Annotated in this window: 13 protein-coding genes and 1 tRNA gene; all 14 read left to right on the top strand. The window is 42.2% G+C overall.

Going from position 1 to position 21,661, the window contains the following annotated elements; all coding sequences use genetic code 11:
• Positions 1–23: 23 nt before the first annotated feature.
• Positions 24–785: an SDR family NAD(P)-dependent oxidoreductase gene (locus ACRHOZ_RS07760; protein WP_431124224.1), complete on the top strand. Its 762-nt coding sequence runs from the start codon at positions 24–26 to the stop codon at positions 783–785.
• 7 nt (positions 786–792) lie between these two features.
• Complete coding sequence (locus ACRHOZ_RS07755) at positions 793–1,548, top strand: SDR family NAD(P)-dependent oxidoreductase (RefSeq protein WP_431124221.1); 756 nt, start codon at positions 793–795, stop codon at positions 1,546–1,548.
• Between the two features lie 106 nt (positions 1,549–1,654).
• The gene (locus ACRHOZ_RS07750) at positions 1,655–2,920 is read left to right on the top strand and encodes an NRAMP family divalent metal transporter (RefSeq protein ID WP_431124218.1); all 1,266 of its coding nucleotides are present in this window, start codon (positions 1,655–1,657) and stop codon (positions 2,918–2,920) included.
• Positions 2,921–3,218: 298 nt separating this feature from the next.
• Positions 3,219–3,292: transfer RNA gene (locus ACRHOZ_RS07745), tRNA-Arg, on the top strand.
• A gap of 305 nt (positions 3,293–3,597) precedes the next feature.
• Positions 3,598–4,188, top strand: coding sequence for an RNA polymerase sigma factor (locus tag ACRHOZ_RS07740; protein WP_431124215.1), 591 nt, complete (start codon positions 3,598–3,600; stop codon positions 4,186–4,188).
• Between the two features lie 123 nt (positions 4,189–4,311).
• Positions 4,312–5,436 carry a FecR family protein gene (locus tag ACRHOZ_RS07735; protein ID WP_431124211.1) on the top strand — a complete coding sequence of 375 codons (1,125 nt, stop codon included), beginning with the start codon at positions 4,312–4,314 and terminating at the stop codon, positions 5,434–5,436.
• Positions 5,437–5,630: 194 nt separating this feature from the next.
• A complete protein-coding gene (locus ACRHOZ_RS07730; protein ID WP_431124208.1) occupies positions 5,631–9,152 on the top strand; it encodes a TonB-dependent receptor in 3,522 nt (1,173 codons plus the stop codon).
• Between the two features lie 18 nt (positions 9,153–9,170).
• Entirely contained in the window at positions 9,171–10,586 is a 1,416-nt protein-coding gene (locus ACRHOZ_RS07725; RefSeq protein WP_431124205.1) for a RagB/SusD family nutrient uptake outer membrane protein, read from the top strand.
• Between the two features lie 140 nt (positions 10,587–10,726).
• On the top strand, positions 10,727–11,656 hold the full coding sequence (locus tag ACRHOZ_RS07720; RefSeq protein ID WP_431124202.1) for a glycerophosphodiester phosphodiesterase family protein: 930 nt from the start codon (positions 10,727–10,729) through the stop codon (positions 11,654–11,656).
• Positions 11,657–11,663: 7 nt separating this feature from the next.
• On the top strand, positions 11,664–12,542 hold the full coding sequence (locus tag ACRHOZ_RS07715) for a nucleoside phosphorylase (protein WP_431124199.1): 879 nt from the start codon (positions 11,664–11,666) through the stop codon (positions 12,540–12,542).
• Positions 12,532–13,788, top strand: a complete 1,257-nt coding sequence (locus ACRHOZ_RS07710; RefSeq protein WP_431124196.1) for a ComEC/Rec2 family competence protein — start codon at positions 12,532–12,534, stop codon at positions 13,786–13,788. The genes ACRHOZ_RS07715 and ACRHOZ_RS07710 overlap by 11 nt, the downstream gene beginning before the upstream one ends.
• A 1-nt stretch (position 13,789) precedes the next feature.
• Entirely contained in the window at positions 13,790–15,409 is a 1,620-nt protein-coding gene (pafA, locus tag ACRHOZ_RS07705; RefSeq protein ID WP_431124195.1) for an alkaline phosphatase PafA, read from the top strand.
• A 214-nt stretch (positions 15,410–15,623) separates the two neighbouring features.
• A complete protein-coding gene (locus ACRHOZ_RS07700) occupies positions 15,624–18,377 on the top strand; it encodes a LuxR C-terminal-related transcriptional regulator (RefSeq protein ID WP_431124192.1) in 2,754 nt (917 codons plus the stop codon).
• A gap of 235 nt (positions 18,378–18,612) precedes the next feature.
• On the top strand, positions 18,613–21,654 hold the full coding sequence (locus ACRHOZ_RS07695) for a SusC/RagA family TonB-linked outer membrane protein (RefSeq protein ID WP_431124189.1): 3,042 nt from the start codon (positions 18,613–18,615) through the stop codon (positions 21,652–21,654).
• Positions 21,655–21,661 lie beyond the last annotated feature (7 nt).

Raw genomic sequence — 21,661 nt, 5'->3', positions numbered from 1 at the left:
CACATCAAATAAAAAAACAACAAATGATATCAAAAGAAAAAGTAGCCGTTGTAACAGGTGCAACCGGCGGAATTGGCTTTCAAGTTGCAAAAAGACTCGGAAAGGATGGATATACTGTGATCTTGAATGGAATAGAGGATGAAGTAGGAGCACAACGGGTAGAAGAGCTTGCAGCAGAGGGCATCACGGCAGAATATTTTGGTTTTGACGTAACGAACGAAGAAGCGGTGAATTCCAACATCAATGCCATTGGTTCGAAATACGGAAAAATTGACGCATTGATAAACAACGCCGGAGGCCTGGGGGGAAGGTCTAGATTTGAAGAGATGTCCACAGAATTCTATAGAGGGGTAATGGCTTTAAATCTTGATTCAACATTTTTTGTTTCCCGGGCGGCCATACCGTATCTTAAAAAAGGAGAAAACCCATCAATAATTAACTATACTTCCATTGCAGGATGGAATGCAGGAGGTCCTGGCGCAGGCATTTATGGCACATCAAAAGCAGCGGTACATGCCATGACACGAGCGCTGGCAAAGGATTTGGCGGAATATGGTATTCGTGTTAATGCGGTATCCCCTGGAACAATTGATACGCCATTTCATACGCAGATTAAATCGACCAAACCTGAAGTATTTGCTTCTTGGAAAAATAACATCTTGTTAGGGCGATTGGGTGAACCCGAGGAAGTTGCCTCCGTTATTTCCTTTTTGGTGGGCAATGATGCGGCATTTTTAACAGCCGAAACCATCCAAGTTGGTGGTGGACAAGGTTTAGGAATATAAATTGAAAATGAAGAGATTAGAAGGTAAAATAGCGGTCGTCACTGGAGGCTCTAGGGATATTGGGAGGGCTATTTCGGTAAAACTTGCCAAAGAAGGCGCAAAAGTGGTTGTGAATTACTACAACTCTGAATCGGCCGCCATGGAAACCGTGGAAGAAATTAGGTCCCTGGGACAGGAAGCCATCGCTGTAAAAGCAGATGTTTCAAATCTTGGAGACATTGAGAACCTAAAGAAAAAGGTGGTTGAAGCCTATGGTGATAAAGTTGATATTCTAGTGAACAATGCTGGAGGGCTTTTTGCCAGAAGAACGTTGGAAGAATTTGACGAAAGTTTTTACAATCTGGTTTTGAACGTAAATTTTAAATCCACAGTGTTCGTGTCCCAAGCGTTTGAACCTTTAATGGGCCAAGGCGGCTCCATAATAAATCTATCATCCTTGGCAGCAAGAGATGGCGGAGGGGGTGGCTCGGCTTTGTACAGTTCTTCCAAAGGGGCGGTTAGTACATTCACCAGGGCTATGGCCAAAGAACTCGGACCCAAAGGAATTCGGGTAAACGCCCTTTGTCCTGGCTTAATAGGAACCAAGTTCCATGATGACTTTACAAAAGATGAAGTTCGGTCCAAAGTAGCGGCCGGGACTCCTTTACGGAGGGAAGGTAGTGCCCAGGAAGTTGCTGATTTAACAGCTTATCTGGCCTCTGATGAAGCCTCTTTTATCACTGGGAACAACATTGATATTAACGGTGGCTTGGCATTTAGCTGAGAAAAAAGAGCAAATCTGGAAAATTGAGCGGTTGGTTTTTGATTAGCTCGAGACACTTGAATAACTTTAAGTGATAGCAGTTTAAATGTAAGTATCAAATTGTGAGATGGCTGAAAAGCAAAACCTATTTAAGAAACTAATTGCTCTTGTGCTGGCTTTCGGCCCTGGTATTTTTGCCATTGGCTATACCATTGGTACGGGAAGTGTTACCTCCATGATTGTGGCAGGTAGTACCTATGGGATGCAACTTTTATGGGTACTGTTGCTCAGTTGTTTTTTTTCTGGAATTCTAATTCATGTGTATGGCAATTTTACCTTGATCACAGGGGAAACTGCCCTCTTTGCGTTTAAAAAACACCTTAAATGGGGTAGGGTCATGGCAATTCTCGTCATTCTGGGAATTGCCTTGGGGCAGTGGAATTCTTTGATGGGAATCATGGGTATTTCCGCCAACATCATTTATGAGATATTCGCAATTTACTTCCCACAGATTTCCGAAAACAAATATGAAGTGGTGATCGTTATCGCCGTGTCGGTAACATCTATTTTGTATGCCCTTCTTTTGGTTGGCAAATACTCTTTCTTTGAAAAGATCCTTGTCATTTTTGTTACCATCATGGGATTCTCTTTTCTGATTTCCCTGTGTATGGTCTATCCATTGCCAGTTGATGTGGTACGCGGACTTGTTCCCAGCATTCCCGAAGTATCTGGAGGTAAAATGCTGGTGGCCGCATTTGTGGGAACCACCATGGCAGCGGCAACATTTTTATCGCGCCCACTCTTTGTAAAGGGCAAGGGCTGGACAGTGAATAACCTTAAGGAACAGAAAAAAGATGCCATTTTAGCGGCCATCTTAGTATTTGCTATTAGTGCGGCTATTATGGCCGTTGCAACCGGGGCACTTTTTTATGATGGGAAACCAGTGACCAAAGTACTTGATATGGTCAACACCTTGGAACCCATAGCTGGGAAATTCGCATTGACGCTATTCTTTTTTGGTACCCTAAGTGCTGGACTTTCTTCAATTTTCCCCATTTTACTCATTGTTCCCATTTTAATAGCAGACTTCCAATCCGGCGAATTGGATACCAGTTCCAAACAGTTTAAGCGAATTACGGCCTTCGCCTGTCTATTTGCACTGATAGTTCCCATATTTGGGTCAAACCCGGTTGAGATGCAGATTCTCTCCCAAATTTTTAATGTTTTTGTACTGCCGCTGGTGATCATCGGGATTATGCTTCTGATCAATAACACCAAATTGATGAAGGGAAACAAGACAAGTAGGTGGATCAATATAAGCCTAATTGCTGCATTATTCTTTTCCCTTATTATTTCTTACAATGGAATTTTGGCTTTGACCGATTATTTCTAGCAAGGTTCACTTAACTATGACCTGCTCTAGAAAAAGTTTATGTGAGTTCACGCCCACAAGATTAGAAATTATGAGAAGGTTATGGATTGAACCAAGCTAATTTGCTAACAGTAAGTTGTTCTCGAGTGTTCGTAAAATAGCCGGAGAACAAAGGTTTTTAGATCTATTTTGCATTTGGCTGGAAAATGTTGGAAATTAACTGAGGTTAATTGTATATTTGCACCCGCAAAATAGGTCGTGTAGCTTCCCGATAAATAAATCGGGACTGGCAGCTTCGCCACGCGACAGGAAATAGCAAGGTCGCGTAGCTCAGCTGGATAGAGCATCTGCCTTCTAAGCAGACGGTCGAAGGTTCGAATCCTTCCGCGATCACACTCTAGAAACCCCAGTATTACTGGGGTTTTTTGTTTTCTGTTTACCTGAAAAATGTCATGTAGTTCCATTAAAAGTTATTTACTGATGGGAAATATTTACAACCTTAACGAAGTTGACTAAACCGAAACACTGTTTGCCCACAAATACTTTACCGAAGCCTTTAAAGTTGGGTTCTTTAGTGTTTTTCCAAATATTAAATTATCCTTATGAATCGATTATAATAATTGTCATTTTTCAATGATAATGACATTTTTTATACATTTATTGCATGGAAATTTCATTTAATCAAGTATTAGATTGAAATGTCAGGCACTAAAAGGAAAACTAACGAACTACTCTTAGCGGAATTCAAAAAAGGGAACAAAAAAGCTTATCATAAGCTATTTGAACTTTTTTGGGAACCCATGTTTGTTCGTGCCAAGTCCATCGTTTTAAATGAAGATGCAGCCAAAGATATTGTCCAGGAAATATGGATCAATTTGTGGCAAAAAAGAGCAAATTTGGACATCGTTCATTTTGAGGCGTACATCTTCCGTTCGGTCAAATATGGTTGTTTTAAATATTTGAGGGATAACAAACTCAATGCAGTGCATCTGCAAGTACTGGATTCCCTGGAACTGAGTGGGGCGGCAAAAGTGGAAAACCAGCATAACCTGGAACAGACCCAGTTCATTATAGAGAAATCCTTAACGGAATTATCCCCAAGGTGCCAACAAATTTTCCGACTTAGTAGAATGGAGGCAGCTTCCAATGAAGAAATCGCCAAAAAATTGGGTATTTCAAAAAGGTCTGTGGAAAATCAAATGTCTATAGCGCTTAAATCCATTCGTCAGAATCTGGGATTGGCACAATCCTCCCTTACCGCACTTATCACTTTGATTGCAAATCTTTAATTTTTTTCAGTCTTAAGGTAGCGCTGGCTATGGCCATCCCATTATGTTAAAGAAATGTTAAAGTGCATTTTTCAATGTGAGTTGCAAGCCTTTTCTGGTTCATCATAGTATAGCGCACCAATTATGCAAGAGAACGAATTCAGAAAGTTATTGGATAAATACTTGGATGGTACCATTTCCGAGCAAGAATTGGAACTGTTGGAAAAGTTTAAGGATGATGTCAATCTAGCCAATTTAGAACCCCACTTTAAATCCGAGGCACACAAAAAAGACATCAAAGAGGCTTTGTGGAGTTCAATCCAGTCGCAAACCCAAAATGATTCCAGAAAAAAATCTTCTATTTGGAAGGTATCCGCAATAGCGGCTACTTTCCTGGCCCTGCTTGCTACGGCTTATCTTCTTATGCAAAATACTGCCCTAGGAACAGATGTTATCATACCTGAAAACGCAATTACCCTGCAACTTGAAAACGGGGATATTCAGGTAATCAGCGAGGATGGCGAAGTGGAAGTACTGGACAAGGATGGTAACATAATAGGGAAACAAGATGGTAAAAGCTTAAAATATTCGGTAGTGAGTTCCAACAGGGAATTAGCATATAACACCTTGACTGTTCCCCATGGAAAAACCTTTCAACTTCAACTCTCCGATGGTACAATTGCGCACCTTAACGCGGGATCTTCCATAAAGTACCCGGTTCAATTCATGGAAGGCTTGCAGCGACAGATTTTTGTGGAAGGGGAAGCTTTTTTGGATGTTGCCAAGGATTCCAATCATCCATTTGTAGTGAATACCAATGGCCTGAATGTTCGGGTTTTGGGAACACAATTTAATGTTTCTGCCTATCCGGAGGATGAAACCACAGAGGTAGTCCTTGTGGAGGGTGCAGTAAGTCTATATACGGAAGATGATGGATACGGTTCGGATAAAAATGTAAAATTGGAACCTGGGTTTAAAGGGAGTTTTGATAAAGCCAGCAACCATATTGACACCTCCAAGGTCATTACCAGTCTGTATACGTCATGGGTAAATGGCAAACTGGTGTTCCGAAATATGACCTTTAGCAACATCATGAAGAAGTTGGAAAGACATTATGATGTCACCATTGTAAACAACAACAAGGATTTGACACATGATCTGTTCAATGCCAACTTTGGTAAAGAGCCCATAGAAAATGTACTTATGGAACTAAAGGCCAATTATGGCATTGATTATCAAATCCTGGATGAAAAAATAGTCATAGAATAACTAACAAACAGCTAAACTTAAAACACAAAACTGCCTATGGGATAAAATTCAAAAAAGATGTAACCAATTACGAATGATTACTTCTTGTTATGGTCAAAATAGGCCATAAAAAAATCGGAAAATGCTAGGAACATCTTCCGATTGGTCGAAGTGATTAAACTTAAAAGATTAACCACAATTAACACTATAAAAGTATGAAAAAACTTCTTACACCTAAAAGAAGCCTATTTCCAGTATTTAAATATGACCTAAAAATGAAACTCAGTACGTTGTTCATCTTGGCCGCTTTCTTTTCAATGCAGGCCAATGACGCCTACGGGCAACGTGCAAAGGTGACGCTGGATTTGGACAACGTTTCCGTTGGACAATTAATAGATGAAATTGAAAGTAAAACCGAGTTTGAGTTTGTTTACAAGATCAAAGACGTAAACATAGACCGGATTGTATCGATTAAAGTGGATCGAGAGCGCATAAGCAAGGTGCTTAACCAGATTTTTCAAAATACCAATACAACCTTCAACCTTAACGATAGGCGGATTTATTTGGTAAAACGCAGCGAACCGGAACCGACTTCCCAACCGCAAGGGGCCAATGTACAACCCAACCTGCAGTTTTCTGTGAGCGGAACGGTAACGGATGTGGATGGGCAACCTCTGCCCGGAGCCAGTATCATTGAGCAAGGAACAACCAATGGGGTCAGTTCTGATTTTGATGGCAACTATACTATTGATGTATCCTCACAAGATGCTGTTTTGGAGGTCTCCTATCTAGGATTTTCCACCCAACAAATTGCCGTTAGTGGTCAATCCACGGTGAATGTGCAATTGCAACCCGATGCTGGGAAATTGGCCGAGGTGGTGATCATAGGTTATGGTTCCACTACCAAGGAGAAATTTAACGGAGCTGTCTCCAAAGTGGATAGCGAAGCATTGAACAATTTCTCAACCGCTAATTTTGAGCAGGCTTTGGCCGGTAACGTTTCGGGGATACAAATTCTGGGAAATGGGAAAAACCCAGGGGAGAATTCCGTAGTTCAAATTAGGGGTCTCAACACGCTTACCGCTGGAACAAACCCCTTGATTGTGATAGATGGGAACCCATTGTCCGAAGGTTCTTCCTTTAGTTCCATCAACACCCAGGACATCGAATCCGTTAACATTCTGAAGGATGCCGCATCGGCGGCCATTTATGGATCTAGGGCATCCAATGGAGTTATTCTGATTACCACCAAAAAAGGAAAAAAGGGAAGCTTAAAAGTTACCTATGATACCTACTATGGATTCCAAGACCGAATTGACAATTTTGAATTGGTAGATGCCTATGATGCGGCGCTGTTTGATTCAGATTCCAGAAATTTTGGATATGTTTCGGGAGGCCCAGGACGAAGTGTTTCTGATGATAATGCCACCCGAGATGCCAATGGAGGAGGAAAACGAAGTAGAATCCCTGGATATCTTCAAGGGTACCTGGACGGACAAGCTGGACTGACCAATACCAACTGGACGGACGCCGTTTTTCGTACCGCTTCCCAGCAAAATCATTACCTAAACCTAAGTGGTGGTTCTGAAAACACCGATTACTCCATATCCTTTGGCTACTTGGATCAAGAAAACATTATCATGGATTCTGATTACAAGCGCTATACAGCCAATGTGCAACTCAATTCACAGATTAGTGATCGTATTCGCTTTGGGGTTACATCCAATGTCTCTTTAGTGAATTCCAATCCTACAGGTGAGGCCGGTTGGTCTAACTATGGGTTAGGGAATAGGGCTCAGCCAGATCCCAGTTTTTCCATTATTTTGATGCAACCCTATTATCCCATCCGTAACCAAGATGGAACCTTTGCCATTGCAAACCAATTGCATGACAACAATGACAATTGGGACGGACCCATTTCAGAAAACACTGTGGCCCAAACTGCATTGACCGACTTTTTTGAAAGAAGGCTACGGGTTTTTGGAAACGCTTACCTTGAAGTGGAGCCCTTGGAAGGATTGAAGTTTAAAACTTCCTTGGGTGGTGACTACAATTCCATATTTACCGAGTTTTTTGCCCCTTCAAACATTGGGAATTACAGAACCCCTGTGGCCAACAATCGTACCCAGGCAATGGAAAACAATGCAAGAAGGGAAAACTTCATCACAGAGAACCTCTTGACCTATAACAAATCCTTGGACAAACACAATTTTGATGTTTTGTTGGGTTTCAGTTACCAAGAAGAGAGTGTTTTCAACACCAGGTTGGAGAGCAACAACTTTGCGGATGACAACCTTCGCAATATTTCGGGAGCAACCAATCCTTCGGCTGAGGTAAGAAGAAGCAAATGGGCACTTGAATCCTATTTTACCCGTTTGCAGTACGATTACGACAGCAGATATGCCCTTTCAGGTTCCTTCAGAAGGGACGGTTCATCCCGCTTTGGAGCCAATACCAAATACGGAAATTTTGCTTCCGTTTCTGCGGGTTGGACGCTGAGCAATGAATCATTTTTCCCAGAAGATGCATTGGTGAGCTTTACCAAGTTAAGGGCAAGTTGGGGACAAACGGGAAATAACCAAATAGGGGATTTTGGTTCCATAGCCTTGATAGAACCGGATAATTATGTTGTTGACGGACAATTGGTACCAGGTTCATATACCGCAACGTCACCTAATCCAGATTTGTCATGGGAAACCAACACCGCACTGAACGTTGGATTGGACCTAGGTATCTTGGACAACAAACTACTGTTCACTGCGGAGTACTATAAATCCAACACTACGGATTTATTGTTGGAGGTACCTGTACCACAGCAATCTGGTTTCTCCCAATCATTGCAGAACATTGGTGAATTGGAGAATAGAGGATTTGAATTCGAAATCCGTGGGAATAACTTTGAGATTGGCGACTTGGCCCTCTCGTTTAACGCCAATATTACCAGTAGTCAAAACGAAGTTTTGGCGTTGGGAGAAGGGCAGGAACAGATTATCCAGAACAATGGAGGTATGGGCTTTCTCACCAAGGTGGGTGGAAGCATTGCAGAATTTTATGCATACGATATCCAAGGAGTATTCAGGACCCAAGCAGAGATAGATGCAGCTACCATCACCCCATTGGCCGGTACCGAGGTTGGGGATTATATCGTAAGGGATGCTGATGGAGATGGGCAAATAACCCCAGATGACAGGGTGACCCTTGGTGATTACAATCCTGATTTTACCTATGGTTTTGGTTTTAACCTGAACTACAAAAACTTTGACTTTACCGCCCAATTTGCAGGAGTTGAGGGACGGAAGGTCTCGGACCGGATGGTCTATTTTGCCGAAAGTGGGGAAGGGTTTTTTGTACCTACCCAACACTATTTTGACAATTACTATTCGGATAGAAATCCAAATGGTTTCTTCAGAAGACCGGATTTTTCCAGTTTTTCTTCCGCAGGTAGGTTGACCCGGGCCTCAAGTCTTTCGGTATACGATGCGGACTACTTCCGTTTAAGAAGCATGCAAGTGGGATACAACTTCCCAGAAAGTGCCACGGAGTATTTGGGCATCGATTTCCTTCGACTTTACCTGACTGGAAACAACATTTTCAACAGTACCAAATTCAGGGGATATAACCCTGATGCCTTGGATACCAGAGACAGCAATAACCAACAGACCTTGACAAGGGGCTGGATCCAGTCTGCTAGTCCGTTGACACGCTTTATAGCGCTTGGATTAAACGTTAAATTTTAAACCAAAAACTTAAGACAAATGAATTTCAATAAATATATATTTCTAATGGTTGGTGTCTTGGTAGGGTTGACGTCCTGCGAAAAGGAATTGGACATCGTACCTATTACCGAAAAGGCTTCCAACAATTTTTACACCAACGAACAGGAGTTGGAAAGTGCTGTGGCGGGAGTTTATGCCCAGCTTCAGAATGGAGGGCTTTACGGGCTTGATTTAATTGGTGTTGGCGAGATTTCTGGAGAAGACTCCTTTGAAGAAATAGCTGCCAATGACGGTGGTCGTTTTGGACAATTGGACGACTTTTCCACCAATGCAGGAAATGATTTGGTAGGGGATATTTGGAGAGAATCTTATAAGGGAATCCAACGGGCCAATACGGTGCTGAACCGAATAACGGATATCGAATATGAATCCAGTGCCTTAAAAACCAATAGGATAGGGGAGATGAAGTTTGTTCGGGCCCTATTATACTTCAACTTGGTGCGTTTGTATGGGGATGTTCCCTTGGTTGTGATAGAAACCGAAAGTCCTTTTGATTTCTTTGGACAGGGTCGTACCGCCTCCTCCGAGGTCTATGCCCAAATTCAGGCAGATCTCAACGATGCCATCCAAGATTTACCTGTAGAGAAATCCTCCGGAAAACCAGCCAGGGGTGCGGCCCAGGCCCTATTGGGCGATGTGCTTTTGACGCAAGGTAATTTTAGTGGAGCGCTGACCAATTATGAAGCCGTTGTTAACTCAGGGGTATATGACTTGGAGCCAACAACAGCCGATATTTTTGGGGTAGCCAACGAAGGGAATTCCGAAATTTTGTTTGAAGTACAATTTGCAAGTGGATTTTTGGTGGATGGAGAATTCGAGGGTAGTCCCGCTGGATCCCAGTTTCGCCCATCTGGAACCACGGCAAACGCCAAAGGCCATAATTTAACTACACAGGCCTTTATAGATTCCTTTGAGGCAGGGGACACCAGGCTAAACGACTATGTGGCAGTTGACGTGGGCGCCAACCCCTTTTACTTTTCCACTAAGTACGAGGTATCTGCTACTGGTGCTGACGATGGTGGCAGTGATCATCTCATTATCCGTTATGCAGATGTCATTCTTAAATATGCGGAGGCGTTGAACGAAAACGGTCAAACCGCAGAGGCCATAGTGCAGTTGGATGCCATACGCGCCAGAGCTGGACTGGCTGGTACAACGGCGACCACGCAAGTAGACGTTAGGGATGCTATTAAGCAAGAAAGACGTTTCGAGTTTATCGGGGAAGGACATCGCTGGCTGGATCTTAAGCGGTACGGCAATGCGGTGGAGGTCATGAATGCTTTCTTCAGCAGTACGGGAGCCAATGTTACCATTGACGCCACTAAGTTGATCCTTCCCATACCGCAAAGTCAATTGGATACCGACGCATCCATTACACAAAACCCGGGATATTGATCCAAGGGCTAAACACACACAAGATGAATTCTTGTAACTAGTAGAGAGATAGTTAGTTTGAGTTAGTTTTTTTAATTCAATTGGGGGGACTATGTCCCCCCTTTACTTCTTTTTACTTTCTAACTAACGAAGCACACAGTATGAAACGATTATATTTTTTGACCGCTCTCCTAATATGGGTTGGTTGCAAGGAACAAAAGGAAATCCAGGAGCATATTGCTTCTGAAGCAATACCAAATGTAAGCTCGATTGCAGATAAAATTGCCAATCTAAAGGATTCGCAAAACAAGGAAGTGATGGTAGTGGCCCATCGTGGCGATTGGCGAAATGCCCCTGAAAACTCCATACAAGCAATTCAAAACTGCATAGATATGGGGGTAGATATGATTGAGATAGACATCAGGGAAACCAAGGATGGACATTTGGTGCTTATGCACGATGACACTATCGATCGCACAACCACGGGAAAAGGTGCAGTTAAGGAATGGACTTTGGACTCCCTGAGAACCTTGAGGTTGAAAGACGGTTTGGGCGTTCCCACTCCCCATGTAATCCCAACCTTGGAGGAAGCACTTAGAACGACCAAGGACAAAATTTTGGTAAACTTGGATAAGAGCTACCCCATTTTTGATAAGTGTTTTCAAATTGTAAAGATGACAGGAACCTTGGATCAGGTCATCATAAAAGGAACTAAGACTAGAGCGGAAGTGGAACAAGAATTTGGAGCTTATCTAGACCAGGTTTACTTCATGCCCATAATTCGGTTAAAAAAAGGAAGCGACCAAATTGTATCTGATTATTTAAAGCATCAGAAACCTGTTGCATTCGAATTTATTGTTACCAAGGATACGCTTGGCTTGGATTCCTATTTCAGCCAAATTCGGAACGAAGGAGCAGGGGTATGGGTCAATTCCCTATGGCCCCGATTAAGCGCGGGACATGACGATGAAAAAGCCGCTATGGATATCAATACCTATCAATGGTATATTGACAATAATATAGATATCATCCAAACGGATAGGCCAAAGTTGTTGTTGGAATTTTTAAGAAGCAAGAATCTGCATAAGTAAGGGTGATATGATTTTGGATTCTGAATTAATTGTCAACCCTGACGGGAGTATTTTCCATTTGCATCTGAAGCCGGGCCAGATTGCAGATAAAGTAATTCTTGTGGGAGATCCTAAAAGAGTGAGCGTATTTGAATCCTTGTTTACGGAGATCGAGTTCAAGATAGCCAATAGGGAATATGTTAGCATGACAGGCCAATTCAATGGGAAGCGGATTACCGTGGTTTCAACAGGCGTTGGCATTGGAAATATTGACATAGTCATGAATGAGCTGGACGCCTTGGTCAATATTGATTTTGGCTCAAGGGAAATCAAAAAAGCAAAAAGAAAGCTCCAATTTATAAGAATTGGTACCTCGGGGAGCCTTCAAAAAGATATCCCTGTCAACTCCTATGTGATTTCCGAAAAATCAGTTGGTTTTGATAATCTCTTATATTTCTATGATGATGAGGCAGAAGTAGTAAATGAGGAGTTCCGAAGATTGCTTCGGATATTGGTAGGAGGACATTCCATCTTTCTGAACCCATATGTGGTGGATGCCTCCCCAAAACTCCTGAAAATGTTAAAAAGCAAGGACACGTTTACAGGAATCACCATAACGGCACCAGGATTTTATGTTCCGCAAGGACGGGAACTGCGCCTTTCCAAAAAGTTGGATGATATCAATAACAAACTTTCCGACTTTGAATATCACGGATACAAAATCACCAACTACGAAATGGAAAGCTCCGCGCTTTATGGTCTCGCCAAAATGTTGGGGCACGAAGCCATTGCCATTTGCTTGATTATTGCCAATAGGTTGAATAAGGAAGCCAATCAGAATTATCGGGACAATGTAAAAGAACTTATAAGCTATGTTTTATACAAAATTACCACGGATGATGCTTAAGAGAACCGGAATATGTATTGGCTTGACCCTAATATTGGGGATGGGCTTTGCACCCAAACCCGAGGCGTATAAAGCCTGTCAAACGGATTCAGAACCTGAGAAATCCAATAGGAGTTTTCCAATGTGGGAAGAAGGCTATTTGGACATCCACCATATCAACACAGGTAGCGGCAACACTACCTTTTTTGTGCTGCCTGATGGCACCACCATGCTATTTGATGCGGGAAGTATGGACAAGGAAGGGTTTGAGAAAAAGTACGCCCCTTTAAAGGCAACTTCGCCGGTACCTGATGATAGTAAACCCACTTGGGAGTGGATTTCCGACTATATAAGACGGGTTACCCCAAGAGTTCATCAAGATTCCATTGACTATGCGCTGGTTTCCCATTTTCATTCCGACCACTATGGAAGTTTGGTGGAATTGGGTAGGGAAATTCCCTTTGGGAAAATTATAGATCGAGATTCCCCATCTCTAAGTTTCCCCGTTGATCTTACAAGCTATCTGAAGGATGATAAAATTTTTCAGGATTACCTGTCTTTTATTTCCGAAGAAAAAGTACCGACTGAAGCCTTGAAAGTTGGTAGTCAATCCCAGATTCACTTAAGAAATAGACAGGCTAAATATCCAGGTTTTTCTATAAGAAACATCAAAACCAACGCAACGCTTTGGACAGGAAATCAAGAAGAAACCCGCAAACTTTTTACTGCTGAGGACATGACTGCTTTTTACAACGGAGGGTATAATGAGAACCCATTAAGTCTGGCAATTAAAATATCGTATGGCCCCTTTGATTATTTCACTGGGGGTGACAATACAGGGCTTCAAGGTTATGGACTACCACCATGGTTTGATGTGGAGACCCCTATGGCTAAAGTGGTAGGGCCTGTGGAGGTCACGACCCTTAATCATCATGGAAATAGGGATGCCACCAATGCTTTTTTTGTGGAAACGCTTGACCCCCAAGTTGTGGTTCAGCAGTTGTGGTGCTCAGACCATCCAGGCCAAGAAGTTTACCAACGGCTTATTTATCAAGATGACGAAACAAGTTCCAGACATATTTTCTCCACCAATATGCACCCAGAGACCTTGGTTACCTATGGCCCGTGGTTTAAAGATAATTACAAAAGCCTGCAAGGACACATTGTTGTTCGGGTAGCCCCAAATGGCTCAACCTATCAAGTCTATATTTTGGACGAACCCACCCTCAAGATTAAAGAAGAATATGGTCCTTATCAAAGCAAATAAAATGAAGATTGGAATTTACGCAGTAATTGTACTTTTTACGCAATTGGCTCTAGCACAACAGGAAGCCAAACCTAAGCTGGTTGTTGGAGTTGTGGTTGACCAAATGCGAGCCGAATATTTGTATCGCTTTCAGGAGAACTACGGAGAGGATGGTTTTAAAAGATTGATGCGGGAGGGCTTTAATGTCAAGAACATGCACTACAACTATGTGCCAACGGCCACAGGCCCTGGACATGCATCTATCTATACAGGTACTACACCGGCAAACCATGGAATAGTCGCCAATGATTGGTATGACAAAACTGCGAATAGAAATATGTATTGTGCCCAAGATGAGCGTGTTTTTTTAACAGATGGAACCTCCAATGTAAAAAAGGAAATCAGCAGATATTCCCGATCTCCCAAAAACTTACTGGCCTCTACCATTACAGATGAATTGAAACTATTTACCAATGGTCGTTCCAAAGTGATTGGGATTTCCCTCAAGGACAGAGGAGCCATATTTCCTGCGGGACATTTGGCCAACCACGCCTTTTGGTATCATGAGCAGACTGGCAAATTCATAACTAGCTCATATTATTCAGACAAACTTCCCCATTGGTTGATGGAATTCAATAGAAGACAACTAGCGGATTCCTTGCTCAATTTGACTTGGAATATGTTGAAACCCTCGGAGAAATATCAAAATAGCGGACCTGATGCTGCTGCTATGGAAAAGGTATTCAAAGGAAGGACGGATGCCACATTTCCATATGGTCTAAAACGGCTTCACAAAGCCAATGGAAACTTTGCCATGATGCCTTATGTTCCCTTTGGGAATTCATTGCTGACAGCCCTGGCTAAAACGGTTGTTAAAGGAGAAGGTCTAGGACAACGAAATGAAACCGATTTTTTGACCATAAGCTACTCCAGTACCGACTATATAGGGCATAGTTATGGCATTAGATCCAAGGAATTGGAGGATACCTACATTCGAATGGATGGGGAAATAGCCAATCTGTTGTCCTTCTTGGATTCCAAAGTGGGAAAAGGCAACTATCTTGTGTTTCTTACCGCAGACCATGCTGCCAGTGATCATCCAGATTTTCTTAAAACCTCAAATTTACCTGGGAATTACTTCGGAGTGGAATCCATCAAACAACACTTGAATGAGGAACTGTCCAAGCTTTTTGGAATGGAAAATTATGTTGCATTCATGGACAAAACGCAGGTTTATCTTAATCCGGTAAAAACACCAAAAAAAGAAATACTCAAAGCGGCCATAGATTTTTTAAGCAAGATAGAAGGAATTAAAGAACTGTATGTTCCTGAATTCCATTCCAACAGGAATCAGGACATGGATTCGGTTTTTAGAAGAAGTTTCCACTCGGATAATTCGGGTGATATTTTGTTGCATTTCAAATCCGGTTGGATACCAAAACGGTTGGCGGGGACCACCCATGGTGCTTTCTACAATAATGACAAGCACGTGCCTTGCCTATGGTTTGGATGGAATGTCCCGACGGGGGAGACGGTTAGCCCCAAAAGTATTGACCAAATTGCACCAACTCTTTCCATGCTATTGAATATACCCCTCCCTTCCCATGCTTCCAACAAGCCGATTGGGGAGTTGTTCCGTTAAAAGATAACTCTGGTGACATTTAAATCGATGCTTTGGCCAGTGGATTTAACTCCCTTTGCAATGGTCAAAGATTCCATCCTTGATTGCAAGTATTTTTGGGGACTTTGACTATCTTAGGGGTCATTTCTTGCAATTGTCTGTATAAGTTGTACTTCTGGAATTCAAAAGGCCAAACCACCAGAATAAAATTTTAATGGGTTTAACCTAAAAAAGAATGCTCACCGCTTACCGAATCATTGTTGTCTTTTTCTTTTGCACGGTTTCCATTCACTCGCAAAACTTACTGCCCCCTATTTATAACTACAAACTGTCAGAATATAAAGGGGCAAGTAAAAACTGGGGAGTAGCGGTCAACCCGGATGGTGAACTCTTTGTGGCCAACAATAAAGGATTGTTACACTACAATGGTGAAAAATGGGTTTTGTACAAACTACCAAACAACACCATAGTTCGGTCTGTGGCCGTGATAGGAGATAAAATTTTTACTGGATCTTATGAGGAGTTTGGGTTTTGGTTAAAGGATGATTTGGGCTCGTTGCAATATACCTCACTTACCCATCTTATTAAAGACCATGAATTTACCAGCGAGGAGTTCTGGGAGATTCGATCCGTGAAAGACCAAGTCGTATTTAGATCTTTTTCTGCCATTTATACCTATAATGGTGATACAATTGCGGTCTTGGATCCAACCCAGGTTATTTCGGATATTTTGGCACTTGATGGCAAGCTGATTGTTGGCGGCAGCTCGGAAGGTCTGTTTGAGTTGGGTGAAGATGAACTGGTTCCTTTGGAAAATCAGGAAATTTTGATGGGTAAGGCGGTAACGGATATGATTCCTTATGGGGATGGTATTCTAGTTGGAACCAAGCTCAACGGCTGCTACGTCTTGAATGAAAATGGGATAAGGCCCTGGGAGGCGGCACTGAACCAGGAACTCAAGCAACACCAACTGAACAAAATCTTAAGATTTGATGGCGAACAGATTGCGTTTGGCACCATTAAAAATGGAATATATCTGTACAATCAAAATACTGATAAGTCCAAGGTGTTGAATCGGGAGGCGGGTCTTCAGAACAATACGGTCTTATCCATGGCACGGTTTCGGGATCAATTATGGCTTGGTCTGGATAATGGAATTGCTAGAGCTGAACTTCACAACCCCATTACCTACTACACGGATTTTTCGGGGACCTTGGGAATGGTCTATGATATGGCCCTTCACAACGATAAACTGTATTTGGGCAGTAATACCGGGGTATTTTATTTTGATGAAAACGAGCTTAAGTTCGTAGAAGGGTCACAGGGTCATGTCTGGGATTTGGAAGTTGTGGAAGGGGATTTGCTATGCGGCCATAATACAGGCACATATAAAGTGGAACTAGATAACTTTGAGCAAATTTCTTCTTTTTCTGGAGGTTATGGTTTAGTAAGAATACCGGAACGCCGTTCGGGTTATATACAAGGCTTTTATAATGGTCTGGTTAAATATGAAAAAGATGGGGTAGGAGACTGGGAGGTTTCCAAAATTGAGGGAATTAACGTACCCATCAAATATTTGTGTTTTGAAACACCTCATGTGCTCTGGGCCGCTCATTCTTATAAAGGATTTTACAGAATCCAACTGGATGACACCTATTCAAAAGTGGTGGACATAAAAGAATACCTAGGGTCACAGACCCCCAGTGCTTATAACATCAAAATTTATCAAATCAAAAACCAAATTGTTTTTCGAGGGGAGAAATCTTGGTATAAATACGACCCCATTCTTGACCGTATTAGTGTTTTTGAGGAATTTCAAAAATTTAATAGCCAGGAATTGTTGTTCTATGAGGAAGATCAATTTTGGTTTGTCAACAGGGATGGTAAAAAAGAAATAATACATACGGATTTAAAGCAGGACAGCCTGGCCATATCAGATTTTTCGCTGAATGAACGTTTGGCGCCTGATTCCCAAAACTTGATCAAGGTTAACGATTCCACTTCTTACATCACCCTAAGTGATGGGTTTGCTATGATTCATGAAAACACCTTAAAGGATTGGTTACATGGATTAAGTCTTCCCATTCCACATATAAATCTTGTTCGGGATGAGCGTTCAGCCTATTCCGGTATACAGGACCCTGTTCGTGTACCGTATAAAAACTCACAGATCTTGACTTTTGAGGTTTCTTCGCCCGAGCTTTTGCAATCCAGATATCACTATGAACTCTTGGGACCAAAAAGTTACGCTGAGTTTGTGGAAAGCGGAACTATTCAATTCCAAAACTTGTCCCATGGAGAATACCTTTTCAAGGTCTCCAATGTAGGTCATGACAATAAAATTTCTGAAGCTCAAACTTTTGCATTCGAAATTGCACCGCCTTGGTTTTTATCAGGCGTTAGTATAGCACTCTACGTATTGTTAGGGATTGCTACCGTATTTGTAGTTCGCTATTATAACAGACGAAAGTTAAGGAGAAAGCAAAAGGAACTGGAGTTGCAAATGAAGAAGGAACAAGAAGAGCAAATGGCGGCCATGGAAAAGGAAAAACTGGCCAGGGAGATTAAGCTCAAACAGAATGAGTTGGCCAGTACAACGCTCAACATAGCCAAAAAGAATGAAATGATTCTTGAGCTTAAAAACATGCTGTTGGTCAATAAAGACAAGTTTTCCAATTCGCAGCGCTACCGTTCATTTATTAAAAAATTGAACAGTTCCATACAAGACACGGATGACTGGAAGCGTTTTGAGGTCAATTTTAAGGAGCTTCATGAGGACTTTTTTGAGCGTTTGCTCAAAGCCTATCCCAAACTCACTCCAAAAGACCTTAAACTATGTGCCTATCTTAAAATGAATTTGTCCACTAAGGAAATTGCCCCTCTGATGGCCATTTCGGTAAGGGGTGTGGAAATACATCGGTACAGATTACGGAAAAAGTTGGAAATAGATAGCTCTAAAAGTTTATCTAACTTTTTAATAACCTTCTAAGAACCTTGGAAAACTGAAGTTTTCCTACAATTCACTGCAAAACAGCAATACATCATTACTACATCATTATTAAAAAAATCTTTCTCATTTGAACATATTTACTACTGCAAAGCCTATGAAAATAGAGCTTTCCAGACGGTTCCAAAGTGATGTATTTTTTATGTACCCCTTTTAACTATGGAGGGGGAGTTCCATTATTAAATTAGCAAAAACATAACTCAACTATTAAACAATTATGAAATTTGGAAACGTATTATTGGTAATATCACTTTTGTGCTGCCAAATCGTTGCATTTGGGCAAAATGATATTACGGTTTCAGGAACCGTGAATGATGAGCTGGGAGAACCTTTGCCCGGAGCTTCAGTAATCTTACAGGGTACTACAATTGGGGTACAGACTGATTTTGATGGAAATTACTCCATTTCCAACATTGACCCTAACGGCACCTTGGTTTTCAGCTATATTGGCTATAGTACCCAAGAAATAGCTATAAATGGCCAAACCACTATAAATGTAACGCTACAGGAAGACACCCAATTCCTGGACGAGGTGGTTGTGGTAGGATATGGTGAATTAAAGGTAAAGGACCTCACATCTGCCATCACCACAGTTGATTCCGAGGTGTTGGAGCTTGCCCCAGTGGGTCAACCCATGCAAGCCTTGCAAGGACGGGTAGCAGGACTTCAAATTGTGAACAATGGAGGTCCAGGGCAGTCGCCCACCGTGCGAGTTCGGGGTATTGGATCCTATGACACCAATCTAAACGACAACTTTGATCCAAGTCAACCGCTTTATGTGGTGGATGGTGCATTCTTTGGGGATATCACCTTCCTAAATCCAACGGATATCGCATCGGTTTCCATTTTAAAGGATGCTTCGGCCGCGGCCATTTATGGGGTACGTGCGGCTAATGGGGTTGTTCTTATTGAAACCAAATCGGGAAAATTCAATCAAAAACCACAAATCACCTATGATGGTTATTCCGGTTATCAGGTACCACAGAATGTATTGAAAATGGCCAATGCCGAACAGTTTACAACTTTGGCTTTGGAATCAGGTTCCGATCCTGATGCAGAATTTATTCTAAATGCGATGCAACGATATGGACGTAGTAGAATTAATCCCAACGTACCAGATGTAAACACGGATTGGTATGATGAGGTAATGCGATTGGCCTTGATTCAAAATCACAGCATTGGAATCTCTGGAGGAAGTGAAAATGCCACCTATGCCATTGGAGCCAACTATTTTGAGCAAGGAGGTATTCTAAAAATGAAGAACGAATATGAACGCTTTAACTTAAGAAGTAAAATAGATTATAAAGCCAATGATTGGCTTAAAGTGGGTGGAAGTGTTGTATTCAGTAATTCAACTCGGTTTGATGCGGAGGCTTCCGCATGGCGAAGAGCATATTTTGCGGTTCCCATACTTCCAGTTTTTGATCCACTTTTGGCAGAGGATCCCAGTGTTTTTCCAACGCCATATGCCAACGCCCAGGATTTGGGTTACCGTGGAGGACAAAATCCATTTCCTATTATGGACTTCAGCGAGAACCGTTCCAAAATCAGAAACATTGTAGCCAATTTCTACGCAGAGGTTGACCTCGTACCGGAGAAATTGAAATTTAGGACGGCCTACAACCACAACTTTGAGACCATTGACAGAAGGGAAGTACGACTACCCTATTTCATAGGCGATAATTTCCAAAGAGTGGATGCATCGCTCTTAAAAAGAAGTACGACCACCTCCAACCAGATTTGGGATAATACCCTTACCTATACGGATGATTTCGGCAAGCACAATTTCACAGTATTGGCGGGTTCCTCATTTAGGGATGAAGCTATCGATTTGATTCAGGCAAGAGGCTTAAACTTTCCACTTACGGGTGAAGAAGCTTATTTTATCAATCTTGCGCAAACCATTGTGGAAGAAGATACCTTTGATGGAGGTGCTAGGGAATTTGGTTTTTCCTATTTCGGAAGGGTGTCCTACAACTTTGACAACCGCTACCTGTTATACGGAACGTTCCGTGCGGATGGTACCAATAAATATCAGGAAAAATGGGGTTATTTCCCCACTGTTGGTGCAGGCTGGGTAGTATCAGAAGAGAGCTTTTTCCCAGAAAACAAGACACTTAACTATCTAAAGCTAAGAGGAAGCTGGGGTGAATTGGGGAACGACAGGGTTCCTTCCAGTGAGGGTTCCATTACCTCGGAAGTGGTGACTACCGCATTGGGTGACATTCTTTTTAGTGGTTTAAATACCAGTAGCGATTTCACTGCCCTTAAATGGGAAGTAACCGAAGAAATCAACGCTGGACTTTCGGCAAGAATGTTCAACGACAATCTTTCTATTGAAGCCGACTATTATATAAGGGACACCAAGGATGCTGTCATTCCTGTTCTGCGCCCTCTTATTCCTGGTTCTACTAGACAAAATGTGGGTGAAATCAGAAATAGCGGGTTGGAAATCGCCCTGAACTGGGACAAAAGAGTTTCTAATGACTTCAGCTATTCCATAGGGGCCAACTTTGCTTCCTTGGATAACGAGGTACTGGGTCTGGGCGGAGCGGAATTTTTGGATGCCGGTACTGCCGAATTCCGTCAGCGATCCATTGTAGGTGAATCCATATTTGCTTTCTATGGCAGGGAGATTGTCGGGGTGTACCAAAATGAAGCCCAAATACAAGCTGATCCGGTGGCGGTTGCCAATGATTTGGAACCTGGGGACTTTATTTATAGGGATATCAATGGCGACGGCGACATTAACGATGACGACCGAACTGTTTTAGGATCTTTCCTTCCCTCATATACCTACGGAATCAACATTGGGTTCAATTATAAAAATTGGGATTTCAGCACTAGTGCCATTGGTCAAGGAGGGAATTCCATTCTCAACCGAAAGCGCGGTGAGGTCATCTTTACAAACGATACCAATTGGGACCGTGACTTTGCCGTAAACAGATGGCATGGTGAAGGTACTTCTAACAGCTATCCCTCTTCGGCAGGAATTAGAAAGGGATGGAACCAAAGGCTGAACGACTTTTTCATAGAAGACGGCGATTTCTTTAGAATTCAAAACATAACCCTGGGATATACCATCAATAAAGGTGGGAGTCAACAAGGAATACCACAGGTAAGAATCTATGCTACAGCAGAAAAGCCATTGACCTTGTTCAATTACAATGGATTCAATCCTGAGGTGCCGAATGGGGTGGATAACGAAACCTATCCAATACCTGCAGTTTATACCATTGGAGTAAACGTAAAAATCTAAAAAAAAG

It is taken from the genome of Flagellimonas flava, from assembly GCF_050617915.1.
GTDB lineage: Bacteria > Bacteroidota > Bacteroidia > Flavobacteriales > Flavobacteriaceae > Flagellimonas > Flagellimonas flava_A.
Note: the sequence above shows the minus strand (reverse complement) of the source record. Positions and strands in the feature narration are given on the sequence as shown.